This window comes from Mucilaginibacter sp., assembly GCF_028288205.1.
Taxonomy (GTDB): Bacteria; Bacteroidota; Bacteroidia; order Sphingobacteriales; family Sphingobacteriaceae; genus Mucilaginibacter.
The window spans coordinates 1-23,458 of the sequence record NZ_JAQBOD010000035.1; the positions used below are offsets into that span (position 1 = coordinate 1).

Consider the following 23,458-nt stretch of genomic DNA (forward strand, 5'->3'; position numbering starts at 1 on the left):
CATTTGCTAAAACTACAAGCGAAAAAAACAACCTGGGTACTGCTGACAGAACTACTACTGAGAAAAACAATTTAGGCACTGCTGACAGAAACGGCGAAAAAAACAATTTAGGTACTGCTGACAGAAACGGCGAAAAAAACAATTTAGGTACTGCTGACAGATTCTTATCTTAACTATATAACTTAAATAAAATTAACACCATGAAAAAAATAGTAATAATAACCGGGATAGTTTTAACAACAGGATTAACTGCATTTTCATTAACCAGGAAAGAAAATAAAACAGAAGAAGTAAAAGTGAAAGTAGAAAATCTGGATAACAAAGCAACTACTCAAAGCGCCAATGTAATATTAGCTACTGCTGATTAATTACCGGGTAACTATCATTTTCTTGCTCAATAACTGCCCGCCAACCTGCATACTATATATATATATACCCGGATCAAGATTATTTAAAGAGACACTAATGGTTCTATAACCGGCATTTTGATAAGAATCATATATATTCTTAATAAGCCTCCCGGTCATATTATACAAATTTATCTGCACACGCCCCGCCTGCGATAAACTGAACCCGATAGTAGTACGGTCGATAGAAGGATTAGGGTAATTTTGGTTAAGGCCTATAACCAACAATTTATCATCAATTGCACGATTAATTGCATCAAACCACACATAACTTATTAATTTATATCCCGCAGCATTAGGATGCACATAATCCTGGTACAAGGTAAAATCACGGCCCAACGCCCGGTTTATATCTGCAAGGTAAACATGATACTCGTCCACCAATCTTTTATATAAGGCATTTATTTGGTTTACATATAAATTTGCCGTTTTATAGGTTTGATTATTTTTATCATTAAAAAACTGTATGGTACCTATTATAGGTATAAGGTTATGCTTTAATGATGTTTCTATATAATACCGCATATTCTTTTCGGTATCGCTAATTTTAAATTTCTTAGCAGCCAAACCCAACGCGTCATTCGATCCCATTAATATCAGTACAAACCCCGTACGTCCGGCAATGGCTCCCGGAAACCTTGCTAAACCCTGTGTTGTTGTTTCGCCAGCAATACCGTTTGTGGTAACACTAACAATTTCACCGGTATAACATGACTCAATATTGTTCAGTAAATCTGTCTGGAAAGAAAAACCACCTACGCCGGCTACCGTACTCGCTCCGAAAGTAGTTACATTAATACTATCCTTACCATAAAATTTAGCAGCAGCACTACAACTAGGAATTTGTGCGTAACCGGAGAAAAACAAAATGGAAAGAATAAATGAAAGAAAAATTATCTTACGATAACTCATTTATTACAATTAAAATCAACGTGTAAATATATATAAACGTTCAATCAAATACATTAACCTACGCTAAGTATTTATTAACCAAATGTATAATTGCAAAAACCTGACTTATAAGTCTAAATATCAATATCCTCCTGTTCTTATATAAACATGAGTTATATTTGTTCAAAATTGACAGCAATGCAGGATATAAAACAATATATAGAGCAACACAAACAACGTTTGTTAGATGAACTTTTTGAACTATTGCGTTTCCCATCGGTTAGTGCCGACCCCAAATATAAACCTGACGTATTAAAAACTGCCGATTATGTAGCAAAAAAACTAAGCGAAGCGGGTGCAGACCATGTTGAAATTTGCCAAACTGCAGGCTATCCTATTGTTTATGGCGAAAAAATAATTAACCCATCCAAACCAACGGTTTTAGTTTACGGTCATTATGATGTGCAGCCACCAGATCCGTTGGAACTATGGAAAACACCGCCGTTTGAACCAACAATACGCGATGGTAAAATATATGCGCGTGGTGCATGTGATGATAAGGGTCAGTTTTATATGCATGTAAAAGCTTTTGAGTTGATGATGCAAAACGGCTCACTACCTTGTAATATCAAATTTATGATAGAAGGCGAAGAGGAAGTTGGATCTAACAACCTGGGTATATTTGTAAAAGCTAATAAAGAAAAGTTGAAAGCTGATGTGGTACTGATATCTGATACCTCGATGATCAGCATGGAACACCCGTCGCTTGAAACCGGTTTGCGTGGCTTATCCTATCTCGAAGTTGAAGTTACCGGCCCTAACCGCGATCTGCATTCGGGTGTATACGGGGGGGCGGTAGCCAACCCCGCTACTATATTGGCTAAAATGATTGCTTCTTTGCATGATGAGAATAACCATGTTGCAATACCCGGCTTTTATGATGAGGTAATTGCATTGACAGATGCCGAGCGTAAAGAAATAAACGCCGCACCGTATAACGAAGAAGAATATAAAAAAGACCTTGGTGTTGCCGAGCTATGGGGCGAAAAAGGCTATACCACTTTTGAGCGCACCGGCACCCGCCCTACTTTGGAAGTGAACGGAATTTGGGGAGGATATATTGGCGAAGGTGCAAAAACCGTGTTACCATCAAAAGCCAATGCAAAAATTTCTATGCGTTTAGTACCTAACCAGGGTTCTGAGAAAATTACACAGCTTTTTACCGATCATTTTTTAAAGATAGCCCCGCCATCAGTAAAAGTAAAAGTTACACCGCACCATGGCGGCGAACCCGCTGTAACACCTACCGATAGTATTGCCTACCGTGCCGCGCAATTAGCTATAACAGAATCATTTGGTAAAACGCCAATACCTACACGAGGTGGCGGCAGCATACCTATTGTTTCTTTATTTGAAGCAGAATTAGGTATAAAAACTGTATTAATGGGTTTTGGATTAGATAGCGATGCACTGCATTCGCCTAACGAGAAGTATGATATTTTTAATTATTACAAAGGGATAGAAACCATACCGTTGTTTCATAAATATTTTGCGGAATTGAGCAAATAAAGATTAGTTATTAGAGATTAAAGATTAGGTGCATATTGGAAACTAATCTTTAATCTCTATTCTTCAATCTTTAAATCACAAATTTTTCACATTTCTCTAAAAACTTATCATCTGCGTCTGCTCCTATTCCCGGAGTATCTGCAATGTTTAAGAAATACCCATCATAAGTAGCTCCACCAACACATGGGTCTACCAAGTGGCCCAGCATGCAGGTATCCATATCATAAAATTTAATATTGGGACTACTGTAAACAAAATGCAGTTTTGAGCTTAGCGCGATACGGCTTTCCAGCATCCCCCCCATCATGCAGGGGATTCCGTTAACTGCCGCCAGGTCATGTATTTGTTTTGCTTCATATATGCCACCCGCTTTGGCCATTTTTATATTAACGTAATGGCACGAGCCACTTTCTATCTGCTTACGGGCATCATGGTGATTATAAACGCTTTCATCAGCCATAATTTTAACCGGCGACAGTTTCATCAGCTCCGGCAATTTATCATCATACCAGGTACGCATGGGTTGTTCGCAAAACTCTATATTGTATTTCACCAAAGTTTGCAGCGCAAAAACCGCATCTCCAAAGCTCCAGCCCTGGTTAGCATCAATGCGTATCTTTATTTCATCACCTACCGCTTCGCGTATTTGTTTAATGCGTTCTACATCCTCCACCGCATTTTTGCCCAATTTTACCTTTAATATAGTAGCACCGGATTTTTTAAAAAAAATCGCCTTTTCGGCCATTACTTCTGGCCTACCTATTCCAATGGTTATATCGGTCTCCACTTCGCGCTTCTCTCCGCCTAAAAATTTATAAAGTGGCAGTCCTGCATTTTTAGCGGCAATATCATAAAGTGCCATATCAAACGCACTCTTTATGGTACCGTTACCGGCAACAGCATCATGCAATTGTTGTAAGCGTTCGGGAATATTCAGCGCATCCTTACCTTTCCATAATTTAGCAAAATCTTTAGCTATAACCAGGCAGGTATCCTGTGTTTCGCCAACAATCATCGGGAAGGCAGAACACTCGCCTACCCCGTAAAACCCGGCATCGGTATGTACCCTTATAAAAGTATTTTGCGCATGATTCATCGTACCAGTAGCTATGGTAAATGGCTCCATAGGGATACTGAAACGGTATATATCTATATGTGTAATGGTTATTTGTTCTTTCAAAGCATTAAATTTATTTTTTTAATAGTACGAATAAAGTAACAATATACGTTAGTAGTTGACACATTCATACTATTGCACTATATTTGCTGTACCCAAATATATAATATTCAATTTTAGCCGCCTTTATCCTAAACATTACAGGTAAAAGTTGCCTGGCTAACTTAAAACTTTCTAAAAAAACAATGACATGGCTCTAGAAAACACGCCTGCAAATTTTGATTATAACTCGACCAGGAACAAGCTTATCCTGTCTGAATATGGCCGCAACGTACAAAATATGGTTAAATATATTGTAGCGCTACCCACAAAAGAAGAACGCAACCGCTACGCACAGGTGGTAATAGACCTGATGGGCTTTTTAAACCCGCACCTGCGCGATGTTGCCGATTTTAAACATAAGCTATGGGATCATCTGCACATTATATCTAACTTCCAGATTGATGTAGATTCGCCCTACCCTAAACCAACCGAAGAGGCTATACATATTAAGCCCGAGCCATTAAGATATCCAAACCAGCGTATCCGCTATAAACACTACGGTAAAACTATCGAAATGATGATAGAAAAAGCCAAAAGCATTGAAGAGCCCGAACGCCGTAAACACATGGTACAGGCTATTGCCAACTTCATGAAAATGGCCTATGTGCAATGGAACAAGGATTCGGTAGCTGATGAAACTATCCTGGCCGATTTGGTTGCACTGTCAAAAGGAGAATTGAAAGTTGATGAAACCATTAATTTGAACAAAGTTGAATATCGCCCGCAAACACATACACAAAACAATAATAACAATCGTGGCGGACGCACCAGCAACCAAAGCAACCGTGGTGGCAGCGGCGGTGGCGGCGGACGTACCAACAACAATCCGCGTAATAATAACAACCAAAATAACCGTAACCGTAACAGCGGTGGAGGCGGCAAAAAATATTAATAATTAAATTTATGCATAGATCATAGTTAATGGGCTCTATCTATGCACTATTAGCCTATTATTATAAACCGATCATCCTAATCATAAATTTATTTATAATCTTTGTTCAGTTCAGGATCATCCCGTGAACTATGAACCATTAACTATCAACCTATGACTCACGCTTTCGAAATACAGGGTGGCAAACGTTTAAAAGGCGAAATAACTCCTCAGGGTGCAAAAAACGAAGCTTTACAGATTTTGTCGGCAGTGTTGCTAACGGATCAAAAAATAACTGTCAGCAATATTCCGGATATAAAAGACGTAAATAAACTGATAGAGCTTTTAGGTGATATGGGCGTTAAAGTTGATCGTCTTGCTGAAGATACTTACACCTTTGAAGCTACTAATATAGACCAGGATTTTTTTTTGTCTGATGCTTTTAAAGCTCAGGGCGGTGGTCTGCGTGGCTCTATAATGATAGTTGGGCCGTTGCTGGCACGTTTTGGCAGGGCATCCATACCGAAACCCGGTGGCGACAAAATTGGCCGCAGGCGTTTGGATACCCACTTTTTAGGTTTTGAAAAGCTGGGCGCACAGTTTAACTACAACCCCGAAAATGGCTTTTTTAATGTAGACGCGTCAAATTTGAAAGGCACCTATATTTTATTAGACGAAGCTTCGGTAACCGGTACGGCCAATATTGTAATGGCGGCTGTTTTGGCTAAAGGTATCACCACAATTTATAATGCAGCCTGCGAACCTTATTTACAGCAATTATGTAAAATGCTTAACCGCATGGGTGCCAAAATAAGCGGCATTGGCTCTAATCTGTTAACTATTGAAGGTGTAACCAAATTGGGCGGCACAGAACATAGAATGTTACCCGATATGATTGAGATCGGCTCATTCATCGGCCTTGCTGCCATGACCGGATCTGAGATCACCATAAAAAATGTACACTACCCGGAATTAGGTATGATACCCGATGTGTTTAGGCGACTGGGCATCAAATTAGAGCTTAGGGGCGATGATATATATATACCCGCACAAGACCACTACGAGATAGAAACCTTTATTGACGGCTCTATCATGACCATTGCTGATGCACCATGGCCGGGCTTTACTCCTGATCTGTTAAGCATTGTATTGGTAGTTGCCATACAGGCCAAAGGTTCGGTACTGATACATCAAAAAATGTTCGAAAGCCGGCTGTTCTTTGTGGATAAATTGCTGGATATGGGCGCGCAAATTATTCTATGCGATCCGCACCGTGCTACGGTTATTGGCCTGGATAAGCAGGTTCAGTTGCGCGGCATATCCATGACCTCGCCTGATATTCGCGCTGGGGTATCCTTGTTAATCGCAGCATTATCAGCACAAGGAAAATCAACCATCTATAACATTGAGCAAATTGAACGCGGCTATCAGCATATAGATAAAAGATTACAGGCTTTAGGCGCTGATATAAAGAGAATATAATTTTTTTGAGGCTTGAAGGTTAAAGGCAAAAGGTTAAAGGTTGGCATATTGCAGTATCTTTAGCCTTTTCGCTTTTATCTACATGCGAATAACATCATATCAGAAGAAAAAGCCTTTTTACCTCCTAACCTTTCACCTCAAATTTCACCTTTCTACTTTTACCTCAATTTACTATCTTTATAAAAACCTATTATAAACTGCATGCCTTATCAGAACCGCAGATCAACCTATACCACTTTTATACTGGTATTTGTAGTTATTAAAGTAGTATTAAATCTTTTCGCAATTTCTCATTTCGGGTTTCAACGCGATGAGCTTTTGCACCTTGCTTTGGGCGATCATTTAGATTGGGGTTACAAAGAAGTACCGCCATTTATAGCGGTGCTGGCTAAGGTCACTACCGTAGTATTTGGTAGCTCGGTTTTTGCGGCGCGCATATTCAGTACCATATGCGCGGGCCTTATTGTTTGGTTAGTTGGCTTAGTAACGGTTGAGCTTGGCGGCAAAATGTTTGCTATTACGCTGGCTTGCTTAAGTTTCATTTTCGCCCCAGCATTTGTTGCCAGCGATTACTTGTTCCAGCCGGTGGTATTCGACCAATTATGGTGGATTTTAGCCGTATGGCTTATCATCAAATACATTAATCACCACTCTGTAAAATACCTTTATATATTAGGCGTGGTAATTGGCATTGGCCTGCTCACCAAATATACAATGGGCTTTTTTACTATTGCATTAATACTTGGGCTATTGCTTACCAAACAACGTAAACTATTGTTGAACCGCCATGTGTTAGGCGCAGCTGCAGTTGCTTTTTTAATATTCCTGCCCAACCTTATATGGCAATTTCAGCATCACTTGCCGATAATAACCCATATGAAAACGCTGCAAAAAAACCAGTTAAACTATATCAAGCCCGCTGATTTTATTATGCAACAAATAAGCGTTAATGGCATTGCTTTATTTTTATGGTTAATTGGGTTTGGCTTTTTGTTGTTTTCCTTCAAGCTGCGTAAATTTCAATTCCTGGCGTTTGCTTATGTGCTGATATTTATTTTCCTTATGGAAATGAGTGGTAAAAACTATTACATATTTGGCGCGTATCCTATGCTTTTTGCTGCTGGCGCTTATGCTTTTGAGCGCTGGATAAATGTTAAGCATACGGCCTTGCGTGCATTGGTAGTATGTTTATTTACTCTACCAAACTTAGTAATGTTTCCCATGCTATTACCGGTATTGCCGTTAAAGCCAACTTTATCTTTTTTTGATTTTGTTAATAAGCATACTCATTTTATGAAATTTATAACTGTTTGGGAAGATCGGAAAAACCATGCCACCAGCCAGGATTACGGCGATATGTTTGGTTGGGACGAGCTAACTCAAAAAGTAGCCAAGGTGTATTACAGTTTAACGCCCGAACAACGCAAAAACACCCAAATATTTGCAGATAATTATGGCGAAGCAGGTGCCTTACATCATTTTGGGAAACAATATAATTTACCCGAAACAGCATCATTAGGAAGCAGTTTTACTTTATGGGCGCCTGATAATTTGGATGCAAAATATATTATTTATGTAGATGACTGGGGCGGTAAAAATATAGCACGTTTAGCGCCGGTATTGGTTAGCTATAAAAAGGTAGACGAAATTGAAAATCCATTAGCCGTAGAAAAAGGCACAGGCATTTATTTTATTGAAACCAAACCCCAACTAAATATTGGTTATAAAAAGGAGCTGGCCCAGAAACGAATGGAATAAATTTGCGCATATGCAAATTTGCTGATGTGCAGACAATTTTCATTTATTTTTGCGTTTTAACTTTAATACATGCGCGGCTTAAAAACAATCCTCTTCCTCATCATATCAAACACCTTCATGACCTTTGCCTGGTACGGGCATTTAAAATTTAAAGATTACGAGTGGGGTAAAAACCTGGGGCTGATATCTGTTATCCTTATCAGCTGGGGACTGGCGTTTTTTGAATATATGTTCCAGGTACCGGCAAACCGCGCGGGTTTTAAGGGCGAGGGCGGACCCTACACCCTGGTACAGCTAAAAACCATACAGGAAGCTATAACCTTAATAGTTTTCATGCTCTTTTCCATTCTGTTCTTCAAAACAGAAAAGTTTGCCTGGAACCATTTGGTTGGTTTCGGACTAATAGTTTTGGCAGTGTTTGTGATATTTAAGAAGTGGTAGTGAATGTGTGGATTTGCAAATATGTAGATGTGCGGATGAATTGTTATATTGCTTATAATTAGTGTTACCTAAACTTATTCATTATGAGCCGCTTATTTTATTTGTTAATTCTTTGCTTATTTCTTTCCTCATGTATTGATAAACAAAAGCAGTTAGAGAATAAGAAATATATATTAGGTGATTGGATCAAAGTTAAGGCTATATCTAAACCTATAACACGTATTCAAGATAATGCTATCATTCTTATATCCCCTTCTCTCGAATTTATTACCTCTGGTTACTCATTTAATTTAGACAATACTTTTGAAAACAAAACAGGCTACTTTAAAGATAATGGCTGGAAATTTCTTTTAGGGACAAAATCTACATTTAAAATTACAGATGATAGCTTAAGTTTATTCAACTTAGACAATAAAAACTGGTATAGTTTTAAGCTCCTTAAATTATCGGCTGATTCATTGAAAATGGGAAGAGGGGAGGAATATTTCAATTTTGTACATCCACATGTTACAAGAGATCACATGCCAGATTTTGACAAAATAATTATATCTACATCCGGCTGTTTTGGCACATGTCAAATATCAAATACCATTATTCAATCTAATGGTGCAGTATTATTTGATGGCAAACACCATACAACTAAAATTGGGCTGTACAGGGGTTTGATATCTAAAGAACAGTATACAGAGATTCTTAATAATTTCAAAAAAGCTGCAATTGATTCATTGAAAACTCGCTATGAGGCAGGACATACCGACGATCAAACTATTACGGTTACTTTTGAAAAGAATGGCAAAATTTATAAAACTATTTCTGATTATGGCCGTAGTGCACCAACTCAATTTGTATGGGCATATTTACCTTTAGAATTTTTATATCAAACTATTTCTCTTAAACCACTCAAATTTCCTGAATTTTCTCAGGATACTACTTTAATAATGTCTCCCGTATTTAGCAAAGGAAAAATGGAGTTTGGTCTAACACAATCAGAAAATTTCTTACTCTATAACTATTTATTAGAAGGCAAACTATCTAATAAAGCTTTCCTGCCTCTATATAAAATAGAGGTGTTCTATCATCGTAATTCAATATTTAAACCCAATTCGTCTTATAACGCAATTACCGATGGCAGGTATTATAAATTCATTATTAAAGGGAAACCAATAACCATTGATATCGGGCTTAATTTTTATGAAGTGAATGCTACAAACATGCATTGGCGAGAAACAGAAAAGGAAAAATAATTAAAAGACGCTACAACACCTTTTACCTTTATCCTTTTACCTTAAAACCTCGATCAAGCCGATATCGCGTTAATAATATCGTACTGTGTAATGATCCCAATCTTCCCGTTATCTTCAACTAATACAGCAATATTATCATTATTTATCATGGCTGATATTCTATCTATTGATGTATTCAGATCAACAAACGGGAACGGCGCTGTAGTAATATTTTTTAATGGCTGAGATTTTAGCGATGGGTTTTCTAACAGCGCGTTCAATATATCACTCTCAGTTATTTTGCCGATAACCATACCCGCTTGTGTAACCGGTATCTGTGATATGTTTAGCGATTTTATGGTGTTGATAGCTTCCAAAACAGATTTTTCGCTATCAATAGTAACTATCTCCTGGCTTTCTTTTTTGGTGATGATATCGCGGGCGGTTAATTTCTCGTCTTTTAAGAAACCACGATCGCGCAGCCAATCGTCATTATACATCTTACCTAAATAACGTGTACCATGATCCGGGAAAATAATAACTACCACATCACCTTCTTTAAATCTATCTTTCATCTGCAATAAACCCGCAACTGCCGATCCGGTTGAATTACCTGCAAAAATACCTTCTTTACGGGCTATCTCACGAGTCATTAAAGCGGCATCTTTATCGGTCACTTTTTCAAAATGATCAATCAGGCTAAAATCTACGTTTGCAGGTAAAAAGTCCTCACCTATACCTTCGGTGATGTAAGGATATATCTCATTTTTATCGAACTCGCCTGTTTCTTTATATTTTTTAAATACCGAACCATAAGTATCAATACCTAATACCTGTATTTTCGGATTCTGCTCTTTTAAAAATTTCGCGACACCTGATATGGTACCACCTGTACCCACCCCTACAATTAAATGCGTTATTTTACCTTCGGTCTGCTCCCAAATTTCCGGGCCGGTTGATTCATAGTGCGCCTGTGTATTAGCAAGGTTATCATACTGGTTAGGTTTCCATGAATTCGGCACTTCCCGCTCCAATCGCGATGAAACCGAATAATAAGAACGCGGATCTTCCGGGTCTACATTTGTAGGGCAAACAATAACCTCGGCACCAAATGCACGCAGCGCGTCAAATTTTTCTTTTGATTGCTTATCTGTGCTGGTAAAAATACATTTGTAGCCTTTTATAACCGCGGCAATAGCCAAACCCATACCGGTATTGCCTGATGTGCCTTCTATAATAGTACCACCGGGTTTAAGCTTTCCGCTTTTTTCGGCATCCTCAATCATTTTAAGGGCCATACGGTCCTTTATAGAGTTGCCGGGATTAGTGGTTTCTATTTTAGCTAAAACCGTTGCCGGTATATCCTTTGCTACTTTGTTTAACTTAACCATGGGCGTATTGCCAATGGTTTCTAATATATTATTGTACCACATGTGTGTTGTAGTTGATTGGTGAGTAGTTGATTGTGTGACTAGTTGTCGATGCAAATTTAACTATTTACTTATTCAACCTATCAACTAACCTTAAAATCTTAAGTGTTTAACGGTAAGGCCGCCATTAATTAATTGCTTTAATGATTCTATCCCTATTTTTAAATGTGTTTCTACAAACTGCGAACTCACTTTAGAATCGCTTTCATTCGTTTTAACACCTTCCGGTATCATTGGCTGATCAGACACCAATAACAACGCTCCTGTAGGTATTTTATTAGCAAAACCAGTGGTGAAAATGGTAGCCGTTTCCATATCAACAGCCATTGCACGTAATTCTTTCAAATAGTTTTTAAATTTTTTATCATGCTCCCAAACACGGCGGTTGGTAGTATAGCAGGTACCTGTCCAGTAGTCCAACGAAAAATCACGTATAGTGGTTGATATAGCTTTCTGTAAAGCAAATGATGGCAATGCAGGCACCTCCGGGGGTAAATAATCATTTGATGTTCCCTCGCCTCTTATGGCTGCAATAGGTAATATCAGATCGCCTACATTATTTTTACGTTTTAAGCCGCCGCACTTGCCTAAAAATACAACCGCCTTTGGATGTATAGCAGTAAGCAGATCCATCACCGTTGCTGCTACCGAGCTGCCCATGCCAAAATTAATAATGGTTATACCATTTGCAGTTACGCTTTGCATTGGTTTATCCATACCCATAATCGGGGCATTATCATGCCATTCTGAAAATAGCTGGATATATTTTGAAAAATTGGTCAATATAATATAATTGCCAAATTCGTCTAACGGCCTACCCGTATAACGCGGCAACCAATTAGCCACAATTGCTTCCTTTGTTTTAAGTCCGGATTTTATGGGGCTTTGTACTTCTTTAACTTTAAGAACTGCTCCGTCTTTTTTTATATTTAATTCTTCATTCATAATAGCCCCCTCTCAATCTTCCCCGGTAGGGGAGATTTTAATTGTTTAATAGTTTATAAAATAAGTAAGCCCTCCCTACCAAGGAGGGTTGGGTGAGGCTTTTTATACAGCAAACCCCGGCGTTACACCAGGGTTTACAATCACTTATAACAAATATAGCTATTAACTATGTAGTTGTTGTTAAGCCACCTTTAATTTCTTAATGTCAGATTTTTCGAACTTTTCGTGGGCATAATCTAAAGTAATGTTCAGTTTCTTAACATCTTTTTTTGATGGGAACTCAAACATAGCATCTATCATTATAGCCTCACAGATTGAACGTAAGCCACGTGCACCTAACTTAAATTCCATTGCCTTATCAACAATAAACTCCAGCACATCGTCTTCAAAATCAAGCTTTACGCCTTCGTATTCAAACAGCTTTTTGTATTGTTTTAACAAAGAGTTTTTAGGTTCAGTTAATATATTACGGAGGGCTTCCCTATCTAACGGATTTAAATAAGTTAGCACCGGCAAACGGCCTATTAGCTCGGGTATTAAACCAAACGCTTTCAGATCCTGTGGTGTAATATACTTGTAAAGGTTTTTAAGATCAACCTCGCCATCATTACCCTTTAACTTGTAACCCACTGTTTGGGTACGCAAACGATTGGCTATCTTTTTATCAATGCCATCAAAAGCCCCACCACATATAAACAGGATATTGCTGGTATTAACGGTGATCATTTTTTGATCGGGATGTTTACGGCCACCTTGTGGTGGTACATTAACCATGGTACCTTCCAGTATTTTTAATAATGCCTGTTGTACCCCCTCGCCTGATACATCACGGGTGATAGAAGCATTATCGCTTTTACGGGCAATTTTATCAACCTCATCGATATATACAATGCCTTTTTCGGCAGTAGCTACATCATAATCTGCAGATTGCAATAAACGGGTTAAAATACTTTCCACGTCTTCGCCCACATAACCTGCTTCTGTAAGCACAGTAGCGTCGCAAATACAAAACGGAACATTTAACACTTTGGCCAGCGTTTTAGCCAGCAAAGTTTTACCTGTGCCGGTTTCACCTACCATGATGATGTTTGATTTTTCAATTTCCACCTCATCCTTATCTATGCGCTGGTTTAACCTTTTATAATGATTATAAGTAGCAACAGCTAATATTTTTTTAGCATCATCCTGGCCAATAACATATTGGTCAAGATGGCTCTTTATTTCGTACGGCTTTAATATAGCTGGCGAAGTTGGCGAGGTTTTAACCTTACGCACCTTTAACTCTTCGGCAAGTATCTCATTAGCCTGGTTAACACATTTATCACAAATATGTGCATCCAGCCCCGCTATAAGCATAAGGGAATCCTGTTTGCCTGCGCCACAGAACGAACACCTTATCTCTTTACTATTTTTATTCATTGTGATACTACTTGTTAAACAAATTTACTTAATTGGTATGATATATACAAAGTCTTAGCTTATAGTCAGTATTGAGACAAAAAATCATATACTTAAGACTTAGAACTACTAAATTACTTCTTTGTTTTATTGCCTCTTAAAATTTCGTCTATCATCCCAAATTCTTTTGCTTCATCTGCTATCATCCAATGGTCACGATCTGACGCGTCCCAAACTTTTTGGTATGGCGCACCGCTATGATCGGCAATGATCTGGTACAGCTCTTGTTTAAGCTTAGTGATCTCATGATAAGTGATCTCAATATCAGATTGCTGGCCCTGCGCACCCCCCGATGGCTGATGTATCATTACCCTCGCATGTGGCAATGCTGCTCTTTTACCTTCGGCACCGGCACATAATAATACCGCGCCCATTGACGCCGCCATACCTGTACAGATAGTAGCTACATCGTTAGATATAAATTGCATAGTATCATAAATACCCAAACCTGCGTAAACTGATCCACCAGGAGAGTTAATATAAATCTGGATATCGCGTTTTGCATCTGCAGATTGCAGGAATAGTAATTGCGCTTGTATAATGTTGGCAATGTTCTCATAAATAGCGTCGCCTAAAAAGATGATACGGTCCATCATTAAACGCGAGAACACGTCCATTTGGGCCACGTTAAGCTGACGTTCCTCTATAATATAAGGTGTCATACCGGTTATGCCGCCGGTTGCACCAACAATACCTGTTGGAGCAGTGCTTCTATTTACGCTGCCAATAAATTTATCTACATAAGTGCTGCTTATACGGTGATGTTTAACAGCGTATTTTCTGAATTCGTTTTTATCTGGATTACTGTTCATGTGTATGTATGTTTTATTTCTTGTGATGCAAGGAGTTCCCCGCTATAAATATAGTTTTTAGTTGAATATAATTTTCAATATAAAGTTTGCAAAAAGTAAAAATATTTGTCTGAAAAGAGTTAATACACCACGTCATTGCGAGTAACGAAGCAATCTTTTCACTGACAGGTATTGGCGTTTACTTTTGTTATGGCTCTTTACAACATTTTGGTGTTTCATTTGCATATGTAGAGATTATTAATGCTATAATTTTTTTTAATGGAATTAATGAACTTCCTATGGTCGGTTGTCTTCGTTCCTCGCAATGACGCGCCGGAGGGTGATAAAGGCTATATAAAACAAAAGCATCCGTATCCAGGATGCTTTTGATAAAAATATTTTAAAGATTACTTATTTCACCAACTCTTTAAATTCGTTGTAAAATATGTCTTTCTTATCTAAAGCAACTACACTCTTAATATAATCTAATGTTTTAAGGGCCTTTACTTCGTCAAATACTTTATTAGCATTCTCTTTATTTTGCAGGTATTGTACCGCATATTGCGAAAGCTGCTCATCACCGATAGGCTGCGGGCTGTACATTCTGAATTGCTGATCTAAACTTTGTTTTGCTGCCGCGAAAATTTCCTCGTATTTAATATCGATGTTATTTTCTTTTATGATCTTGTTTTCGATCAAGGTCCATTTAAGGTTTTGCGCAAAATCTTTATAGCCGCCTTCTAATTCCTCTTCGGTCAGTTTTTCATTAGTAGCCTTTAACCAACGTTTTAAAAATTCATCAGGTAAATTAAACTGAACTTTGTCTATGCTATAGTTATAGATATCGTTCTGCAATTTACGGTCAGAATCCTGGTTCATCATGGTCTCAATTTCCTCAGTAATTTTAGCTCTGAAACCTGCTTCGTCGGTTACTGCACTTTCACCAAATAATTTGTCAAAGAACTCCTGGTTTAAATCGCCTTCTTCTAAACGGTTAACGTTTTTAACGGTTAAGCGGAAGTTTGATTTTAAATCAGCTGCTATATCTTCATCAACACCTAATATGGCCGCTATTTTTGCCGCATCATTATTATATGCTTTTTGAATATCCAGTGTTAATTCATCATCTTTTTTTAAACCGATAAGAGACTTTTTAATTTTCTCATCCTGTACCTGGTCTAAACGAACCGATGTTGTATTCACAATGCCATCATCAAAAACAGAACCATCCGGCGAAAGCTGCGTTAATTGCGCATAAAGCACATCATCGTCTGCCGATACGTCAGGATTTGTCATTTTGCCATAGCTTCTGCGGATATTTTTAATACGCGAGGCTAAGGTTTCTTCATCTATCTTGATGTTATATTGAGTTATTTTATCTTTTGATGAAAAATCAATAGCAAACTCAGGAGCCAAACCAATTTCGTAGTTAAACTCAAAATTATCGGCAAAATCCCAGTTGTATTCTTGCTTATTATCAACCTTGGGTAATGGTTGCCCCAATACTTCCAGTTTTTGCTCGGTGATGTAATTGTTTAAGGTATCTGATAATAAAGTGTTCACTTCATCAACCAAAATACTTTTACCATACATCCTTTTTATATGTGCCGGAGGAACCATTCCCGGACGGAAGCCCGGCATTTTTGCTTTTTTAGCATGTTCCTTTATAGCTTTATCAACACGCGCCTGGTAATCTGCCGGGTCAATATTAATTTTTACAACTGCATTCAGGTTATCGATCTTTTCCTGTGTAATATTCATCTTTTTAATGGGTATTTTAATTTAAGTGCCTCGAAATATATGGCATAGCTCCCATAAATTTCGAGGCGCAAAAATACTAATTTATTTTTAATTCGAAGCCGTTAGGTTGGCTTGGAATTTCACTACGCTATTCTTAATAGGTTTTATAGTTTTTAAATAGGCATAGATAGATGAGAGGTCGCCCTCGCTCATTTGGCTGTATTGCCACCATGGCATTACTGTCTGAAAATCAGACTTCCCAACCTTCTGCGCTTTGCTTTTATCACTAAACGCTTTAAAGCGTGCTAAAAACACCTGTTTGTTCCAGCTACCTATGCCTGTTGTTGCATCTGAAGTAATATTTGCAGAACGCACGCTGCTACCCCCGGTTTTAAATTCCCTGCCACCGGCAAATTCCAGGCCCGGTAATAAAGTTCCTTTATCATCCTGCGAATGGCATTCTTTACATGCGGCCGACTGTACAAGGTATTCACCATATTTTAAAGTATCCCTGGTATCTGGTTTTTTGCCTAAGGTTGCTTTTTGAGGCATGGTATGTACCAATATGTTCAACGGAAAATCAAGGGTGGATTTTGGATAATCTGCACTTATAGGTTTTAATGTACGCAGGTATGCAATAATGGAGTAAATATCCTCCCTATCCATTTTTGAATAATAAGGCCATGGCATTAGTGGGAATATAGGAGTGCCATCCTTTTTAACACCGGTGGTAACCGCACGGAATATCTCACCATCTGTCCAGCTTTTTAAATTATATGGCGTTAAATTAGGTACGCTAACATTACCCGGAAAGCCTGCGCCGGCGTCAAATTTTTCACCGCCCGAGCCTAATTGGTTAGTATCAATAGGTCCGCCAAATTTTGTCCAATCGTGTGCAGAATGGCAATCCAGGCAGGAAGACACGTTGATAGCCAGGTATTTACCGCGCTCAACTCGTTGCGGAGTTATTTCTACTTTAATATTTTCTGGAGCACCTACATTAGGTAAGGCTAAGGTAATGTAAGCTATAGCGGCAATAATAATTACAACCATAGCTATCGCTACATAAGCAATAAGTTTAGCTATTTTTTTCATGGTGTGATTTGGTTTAAAGTTAAGGGAAGGCCTTAAAAAACATTCCACGCAGTATTTATTTGTTTTATTAATCGACTTTAGTAATTGATGAAACTCCCGATTTATCGTTATTAACGCTGGCTGGGTTGCCTTTATATTTTATTGATGATGCACCGCTGCTGCTTACGTTAAGCTCATGCAATACATTGATCTCGTACTCACTTGCGCCTGATGATTCAATGTTATAATTGCCCACCACAAAATCAAATGCGTGGATTTTACCACCACCGCTTAAATTAATATTATGTGAGCTGGCTTGTCCCCTTAAAGTAACGTCTGTAGCGCCGCTGCCTTCGGTACTTACGTTAGCTGCATTAAGTTCCATATTTACTTTGGCAGTGCCTGACAGATCAAAATGAAAGTTTTTAGTAACTAATTTACCATCAGTCGATATTTCAACCGCGCCTGATGACTTTATCTCTTCTAAATTATGAACCCCAATGGTAATAACCATTTCGCCCGCGTTACAAATATTTTTATTACCTGTTGATATATGTAATTTATTACCGCTAACGTTTGTCTTGATGTATTTCATCAGGTTATCATCGGCAGATACACTTAAATTTAAAGTGCTATCCTGCTTCAATATTATTTTAAACAAGCCAGATATATCTATTTTGCTAAAATTGTTCACTTTACGTATCTCAGAAACTACATGGCCAGAACCTTTTACACACCTGAATTTACATGATGACAGCCCCAATGTAAAGCCGGCAATAGCAATCAATATAAGTAAATAAGTTTTTTTCATGATATGAGTTTTATAATGAACGTTTATTTAAATATCTATTTTTTATTTAGACGACCAATATCCATATGAAGTTACATAAAAAAAGAGGCTGTATCATAAATCATGGTCAGCCTCTTTTTGCGTATCAAGCCAATCTTATACATTCATCAGATATCCAACGATCAACCGCCCCACCGGCCTTTATTATTGGTGTTCGTATAGTTTATTGAGATTAATAAACTATACAAACAAATATAAAGGAGATGGTGGCTTATATTAAAATTTATTTTTATTAATTAATAACAAGAATATTATAATATCCATATTGACAAAGAAGCCGGAAAATACCTCGCGTATTTTCCGGCCATAATTAACTGTTAACTGTCTTATTATTAGTCGATAATTAATAACGCAACATTAATCTATAAACGGCTAAAAAGTATAAATGTTTCAATTTTCATTGCATATTATTCTTAGTGGTTAATTAACTATTTTATAATTGACATAAATATGTAAATATGTGAAATTAAATTTCTTAGAATGAAACATTTAGTTGAGTTAATTGATTAAATTTAATATATCATTAATATATTATTATCAATTAACTAATCTAACTCCTATATGAAAAGGGTTTTACTATTAAACTTGTGCATTTTAGTATTAGCAGTTCCTCGGCTATATGCACAAAATCATACCGTAACCGGGACAGTTACGGCTAAGGATGATGGCATGCCATTAATTGGTGTATCGGTAGTGGTCAAAGGAACTACCATTGGGACACAAACAGACGTACAGGGCAAATATTCACTAAATGTGCCCAATGATGCTATATTAGCATTTAGTTCTATAGGCTATATCAGGCAGGAACTTCCGGCGACAGGCAGTGTGGTTAACGTAACTTTAACTCCTTCAAGTTTAGAACTTGGTGAAGTTGTTGTTACCGGTGCGTTAGGAATAACCCGAACCCGAAATCAACAAAGCTATGCCGCGCAGGAGGTAACGGGAGAGGAAGTGAGTAAACAGCGTTCGGCCAATTTTATTGATGGCTTATCCGGCAAAGTAGCCGGCCTGGAAATCCGCCAAAATAATACGTTGGGGGGGTCAACCAATGTGGTGCTTCGTGGTACCAAATCAATAACAGGTAATAACCAGGCTGTTTTTGTAATTGACGGGGTGCCTGTCGGTAACGCAAATACGAATACCAGTATTCAGCAAACCGGCAGTGATGGGTTAAGCCGGCAGGATTCAGGTAACGGCGGATATGACTACGGCAGCCCGGCTTCGGATATTAATCCGGATGATATTGAAAGTGTAACGGTTTTAAAAGGTGCAGGAGCATCGGCTTTATACGGTTCGCGTGGCAGTAACGGAGTGATCTTAATCACAACAAAAAAAGCCAAAAAGGGCTTGGGTATTGTTGTCAACTCAACTGTAAGTGTAGGATCAATAGATAAATCTACGCTCCCTAAATATCAACGGCAGTACGGAGCAGGTTATGCACAATATTTCAATACCGGGAATGTTTTTGGTAACCCTAATGCCCAGGTTGCGCCAACCGGCGACGATGCTTCAAACGGCACCGCATTTGATCCAAATTTGATGATTTATCAATGGGACGCCTTTGATCCTACATCACCAAATTATGGCAAGGCAACACCGTGGGTTGCCGCCAAAAATGACCCCTCTACATTTTTTTTGAAACCGGTTTCTACTATTCAAAGCATAATGATCACCAATGGGGGTGATAATGGCACATTCAAACTGGGCTATACAAAAAGCATTGAAAACGGTATTATACCCAATAATAAGCTGAATAAAAATTTAGTGGATTTTGCCGCAACCTATAATATCACCCCTAAATTAACCTTGGGTGCTAATATAAATTTTTATAATACAAACGGTACCGGCAGAGGCGGAACAGGTTATGATGGCACTAACTCTGACAACCGTAACGTAATGGCTGGTTTCAGGCAGTGGTGGCAAACAAACGTAGACGTTCAGGAGCTAAAGGCAGCTTATGACAGAACGCATCAAAACGTAACCTGGAATATGGCCGACCCTATTAACGGCAACACAAACCCGGCTTTTTGGAACAATCCTTATTGGGTAGTTAACCATAATTACGAAACCGATACCCGTAACAGGTATTTAGGTAATATAAATTTGAATTATAAGCCTACTACCTGGTTAACCATTACCGGCAGAGTATCATTAGATACTTACTCAGAACTTGATGAGGAACGATACGATGTTGGCAGTATAGGGGTTCCTTATTATTCAAGGTTTAACCATAATTATGCTGAGACAAATTTTGATTTGTTGGCCAATGTAAATAAAGACATTACAAAAGATCTTAATTTAAAAGCGTTATTAGGTACCAATATCAGGAAGGCTAAAGACAATAGTGTTAACGCCTCCACCAACGGTGGATTGATAATTCCCGGATTATATTCGCTATCCAATACCTTAAATTCACCGTTATCTCCAATTGAGATCGATTCAAGAAAAGAGGTTGACGGTATTTTTGCAGGAGCCACGCTTACCTGGAAAAACATGATAACTGCTGACGGAACTATAAGGAGAGATAAATCATCAACCTTGCCCAAAGCAAATAATACCTATTATTACCCTTCGGTATCAGTTGGTTTTATTTTTTCAGAACTGTTAAAAAAATATGAATGGCTATCCTACGGAAAAATAAGGGCCAATTACGCACAGGTAGGTAGTGATGCACCATTATATAGCGTTAATGACACTTATACAATTGTTCCGCCATTTGGCGCTAATCCGCAAACAGTTTTGAGTACAACTAAAAATAACCCTGATTTAAAGCCAGAACAAACAAAAAGCAAGGAAATTGGATTAGAATTAGCTTTTTTCAAAAACCGACTGGGATTTGACGGAAGCTATTACAGCACCAATACATTTAATGAAATATTGCCCGTTAATGTTTCAGGAGCAACAGGTTATAGTTTTAAATTTTTAAATGCGGGTTCTGTACAAAACAAGGGTATTGAACTTTCTTTAAATGGTTCACCTATAGTAACCAATAGCTTTAGCTGGAAAATTACATTAAATTTTACCGCTGCTAAAAATAAGGTAACTTCATTATATACAGACGCTACTGGCAAGCAAGCCAGCAATTTGCAATTGGCCACTTTCCAGAATGGTGAGACGTTGAATGCTCCACTGGGTGAGCCCTTTGGTACTTTAAGAGGAACTGATTATGTATATAATGCCAGTGGCCAAAAGATTGTAGGTGCTGATGGGCAATATGAAATATCGCCAAACTCAAACAACAATATAGGCAACATCAACCCCAATTGGACCGGCGGTATAAACAACAACTTTACGTATAAGAATTTCACTTTGAGCTTTTTAATTGATATCCGGCACGGCGGTTCATTATTCTCGAATGACCTGGCTTATGGATTGGCTGATGGCATTTATCCGTTAACCGCTTACACAAATGACCTGGGAAATCCAGTTCGAAATACTTTGGCTAATGGCGGTGGTTTTATACGCCCCGGTGTTTTAGAAAATGGACAGCCCAATAACATTAGGGTAACCGCTTATAACTACGGTGATTTTGGTGACGGCTCTGGTATATTACCACTAAAAGCATTTGTATACGATGCTAGCTACGTGAAGTTACGAGAAGCCATTATCGGCTATACATTGCCGAAAACTGCCTTGAATAAACTGGGCCCTGTTAAAGAGGTTACTTTTCAGCTTATTGGCAGGAATTTATGGATAATTCATAAAAACCTACCTTATGCCGATCCTGAAGATGGATTATCTTCCGGTAACCTGCAGGGGATACAAGAAGGTGCTTACCCAACAGTACGCACTATAGCATTTAATTTAAAAGTACGTTTCTAATCAAAGCAGTTATGAAAAAGATAGCATTAATTTTTGTACTCGTATCGATATTACCGGCCTGTACAAAAGATCTGACCAAACTGAACGTCGATCCTAAAAACCCATCAGTCGTACCATCATATAGCTTATTTACTAACGCTGAAAGGGCGTTAACTAATACGGTAACCTCATCAAGCGTGAACTTAAATATTTTTCGTTTAATTGAACAGCAATTTACCGAAACTACCTATTTAAATGAAACGCAATATCAGCTCACTTTCCGTAACCAGCCAGATGCTATGTGGACCGCCCTGTATAGTGGCGCTTTGGGAAATTTCCAACAGGCAAAAACATTTATGGCAAAGGATGTTACTGATCCTGGCAAACAAAAAAACGATATTGCTATTACAGATATTCTGCAGGTTTACACTTATTACTACCTGATAACAACCTTTGGAAATGTACCTTATTCAGAAGCGTTGGATATAAACCAACCATTTCCAAAGTACGATGATGCAAAAACCGCTTACTATAATTTATTAACCCGGCTGGATGCTGATATTGCGGCATTGGATGTAGGGTCAGGTAGCCTGGGAAGCGCCGATGTAATTTATAATGGTGATCCTGCGAGCTGGAAGAAATTTGCCAATACGCTCAAACTAAAAATGGGTATCACTATATCTGATTTTGATAATACAAAGGCAAAAGCTACTGTTGAATCAGCCGTTACTTCGGGGGTATTTACTTCAAATAGTGATAATGCACTGTTTCAATATGTTGCCACGCCGCCAAATACCAACCCCGTTTGGGTTGATTTGGTACAAAGTCAAAGGCACGATTTTGTAGGCACCAGCCAATTCATTACCCTCTTAAATCCTGGTACTCCCGCCCAAGACCCGAGGCTGCCTTACTATTTTGCTCAAAACTCGCAAGGGGTATATGTGGGTGCCAGTAATGGCTCAGGTAATGGAGGTCTTGTTTATAGCCAGTATTCATTACCTTCAGGCCCGCTAATTACACCAGGATCAATTGGAAAAGTAACCAATCCGGATTTTCCGGGTTTATTATTAGACTATGCCGAAACGGAATTTAACCTGGCAGAGGCTGTACAACGAGGTTATAGCGTTGGCGGCACCGTTCAGTCGCATTACAATGCCGGCGTAACTGCTTCAGTAGCTTATTGGACAGGATCAGCAACTGCCGCTGCTGCTTATCTGCTGTTACCTAATGTTGCTTTTGCCACTGCCCCAGGCACAACTCCACTCCAAAAAATTGCCGGCCAGGAATATTTGGCACTATATAACAGGGGATGGGATGCCTGGATAGTAAACAGGAGGCTTGATTACCCCGCATTGGTTCCGCCGCCTAATGCATTTAGCGCATTTCCGGTTAGGTTCACCTATCCTATCAGCGAACAAAATGTAAATGTTGTGAATTACAACCAGGCCGCTACCGCAATAGGTGGAGACTTGGTGACAACCAAGCTTTTCTTTGATGTATTTTAACTA

At 38.5% G+C, this 23,458-nt stretch carries 18 protein-coding genes; 9 read left to right on the forward strand and 9 right to left on the reverse strand.

Annotated elements, in window-relative coordinates:
* The first annotated feature begins 200 nt into the window (after window positions 1–200).
* Window positions 201–368 (forward strand): hypothetical protein, encoded by a 168-nt coding sequence (locus JWR23_RS07185; protein WP_299514765.1) that lies wholly within the window; start codon window positions 201–203, stop codon window positions 366–368.
* On the opposite strand, the gene JWR23_RS07190 is transcribed toward JWR23_RS07185, so the two are convergent.
* Window positions 369–1,319 carry an SGNH/GDSL hydrolase family protein gene (locus tag JWR23_RS07190; protein ID WP_299514767.1) on the reverse strand — a complete coding sequence of 317 codons (951 nt, stop codon included), beginning with the start codon at window positions 1,317–1,319 and terminating at the stop codon, window positions 369–371.
* A 177-nt stretch (window positions 1,320–1,496) separates the two neighbouring features.
* Here JWR23_RS07190 and JWR23_RS07195 point away from each other — a divergent pair, with 177 nt between their 5' ends.
* A complete protein-coding gene (locus tag JWR23_RS07195) occupies window positions 1,497–2,867 on the forward strand; it encodes a dipeptidase (RefSeq protein ID WP_299514921.1) in 1,371 nt (456 codons plus the stop codon).
* Window positions 2,868–2,937: 70 nt separating this feature from the next.
* On the opposite strand, the gene JWR23_RS07200 is transcribed toward JWR23_RS07195, so the two are convergent.
* A complete protein-coding gene (locus JWR23_RS07200; RefSeq protein ID WP_299514927.1) occupies window positions 2,938–4,035 on the reverse strand; it encodes a mandelate racemase/muconate lactonizing enzyme family protein in 1,098 nt (365 codons plus the stop codon).
* A 199-nt stretch (window positions 4,036–4,234) separates the two neighbouring features.
* On the opposite strand from JWR23_RS07200, the gene JWR23_RS07205 reads away from it, so the two are divergent.
* The 5 genes from JWR23_RS07205 to JWR23_RS07225 all read left to right on the forward strand — a co-directional run bounded on the left by JWR23_RS07205 (window position 4,235) and on the right by JWR23_RS07225 (window position 9,882).
* Window positions 4,235–4,978 carry a DUF4290 domain-containing protein gene (locus JWR23_RS07205; RefSeq protein WP_299514769.1) on the forward strand — a complete coding sequence of 248 codons (744 nt, stop codon included), beginning with the start codon at window positions 4,235–4,237 and terminating at the stop codon, window positions 4,976–4,978.
* Between the two features lie 153 nt (window positions 4,979–5,131).
* Window positions 5,132–6,439, forward strand: a complete 1,308-nt coding sequence (gene murA / locus JWR23_RS07210) for a UDP-N-acetylglucosamine 1-carboxyvinyltransferase (protein WP_299514770.1) — start codon at window positions 5,132–5,134, stop codon at window positions 6,437–6,439.
* A 201-nt stretch (window positions 6,440–6,640) separates the two neighbouring features.
* Window positions 6,641–8,197 carry a glycosyltransferase family 39 protein gene (locus tag JWR23_RS07215; RefSeq protein ID WP_299514771.1) on the forward strand — a complete coding sequence of 519 codons (1,557 nt, stop codon included), beginning with the start codon at window positions 6,641–6,643 and terminating at the stop codon, window positions 8,195–8,197.
* A 69-nt stretch (window positions 8,198–8,266) separates the two neighbouring features.
* Window positions 8,267–8,638 (forward strand): DMT family protein, encoded by a 372-nt coding sequence (locus JWR23_RS07220; protein WP_299514773.1) that lies wholly within the window; start codon window positions 8,267–8,269, stop codon window positions 8,636–8,638.
* 83 nt (window positions 8,639–8,721) lie between these two features.
* Window positions 8,722–9,882: a DUF6438 domain-containing protein gene (locus JWR23_RS07225; RefSeq protein ID WP_299514775.1), complete on the forward strand. Its 1,161-nt coding sequence runs from the start codon at window positions 8,722–8,724 to the stop codon at window positions 9,880–9,882.
* A gap of 53 nt (window positions 9,883–9,935) precedes the next feature.
* Here JWR23_RS07225 and JWR23_RS07230 read toward each other — a convergent pair whose 3' ends face one another.
* The 7 genes from JWR23_RS07230 to JWR23_RS07260 form a co-directional block, all read right to left on the reverse strand.
* The gene (locus tag JWR23_RS07230) at window positions 9,936–11,294 is read right to left on the reverse strand and encodes a pyridoxal-phosphate dependent enzyme (protein WP_299514777.1); all 1,359 of its coding nucleotides are present in this window, start codon (window positions 11,292–11,294) and stop codon (window positions 9,936–9,938) included.
* A 90-nt stretch (window positions 11,295–11,384) separates the two neighbouring features.
* Window positions 11,385–12,236: an AMP nucleosidase gene (locus JWR23_RS07235; RefSeq protein ID WP_299514780.1), complete on the reverse strand. Its 852-nt coding sequence runs from the start codon at window positions 12,234–12,236 to the stop codon at window positions 11,385–11,387.
* Between the two features lie 180 nt (window positions 12,237–12,416).
* On the reverse strand, window positions 12,417–13,655 hold the full coding sequence (gene clpX / locus JWR23_RS07240; RefSeq protein WP_299514783.1) for an ATP-dependent Clp protease ATP-binding subunit ClpX: 1,239 nt from the start codon (window positions 13,653–13,655) through the stop codon (window positions 12,417–12,419).
* Window positions 13,656–13,768: 113 nt separating this feature from the next.
* The gene (locus tag JWR23_RS07245) at window positions 13,769–14,506 is read right to left on the reverse strand and encodes an ATP-dependent Clp protease proteolytic subunit (protein ID WP_299514786.1); all 738 of its coding nucleotides are present in this window, start codon (window positions 14,504–14,506) and stop codon (window positions 13,769–13,771) included.
* Window positions 14,507–14,896: 390 nt separating this feature from the next.
* Entirely contained in the window at window positions 14,897–16,246 is a 1,350-nt protein-coding gene (tig, locus tag JWR23_RS07250; protein ID WP_299514789.1) for a trigger factor, read from the reverse strand.
* 87 nt (window positions 16,247–16,333) lie between these two features.
* Window positions 16,334–17,320 (reverse strand): c-type cytochrome, encoded by a 987-nt coding sequence (locus JWR23_RS07255; RefSeq protein WP_299514792.1) that lies wholly within the window; start codon window positions 17,318–17,320, stop codon window positions 16,334–16,336.
* Between the two features lie 67 nt (window positions 17,321–17,387).
* Window positions 17,388–18,110, reverse strand: a complete 723-nt coding sequence (locus JWR23_RS07260) for a head GIN domain-containing protein (RefSeq protein ID WP_299514794.1) — start codon at window positions 18,108–18,110, stop codon at window positions 17,388–17,390.
* Between the two features lie 600 nt (window positions 18,111–18,710).
* Between JWR23_RS07260 and JWR23_RS07265 the strand changes: the two genes are divergently transcribed.
* Both JWR23_RS07265 and JWR23_RS07270 read left to right on the forward strand, forming a co-directional pair.
* A complete protein-coding gene (locus tag JWR23_RS07265; RefSeq protein ID WP_299514797.1) occupies window positions 18,711–21,971 on the forward strand; it encodes a SusC/RagA family TonB-linked outer membrane protein in 3,261 nt (1,086 codons plus the stop codon).
* Window positions 21,972–21,982: 11 nt separating this feature from the next.
* Window positions 21,983–23,455, forward strand: coding sequence for a SusD/RagB family nutrient-binding outer membrane lipoprotein (locus JWR23_RS07270; protein WP_299514800.1), 1,473 nt, complete (start codon window positions 21,983–21,985; stop codon window positions 23,453–23,455).
* Window positions 23,456–23,458: the final 3 nt, after the last annotated feature.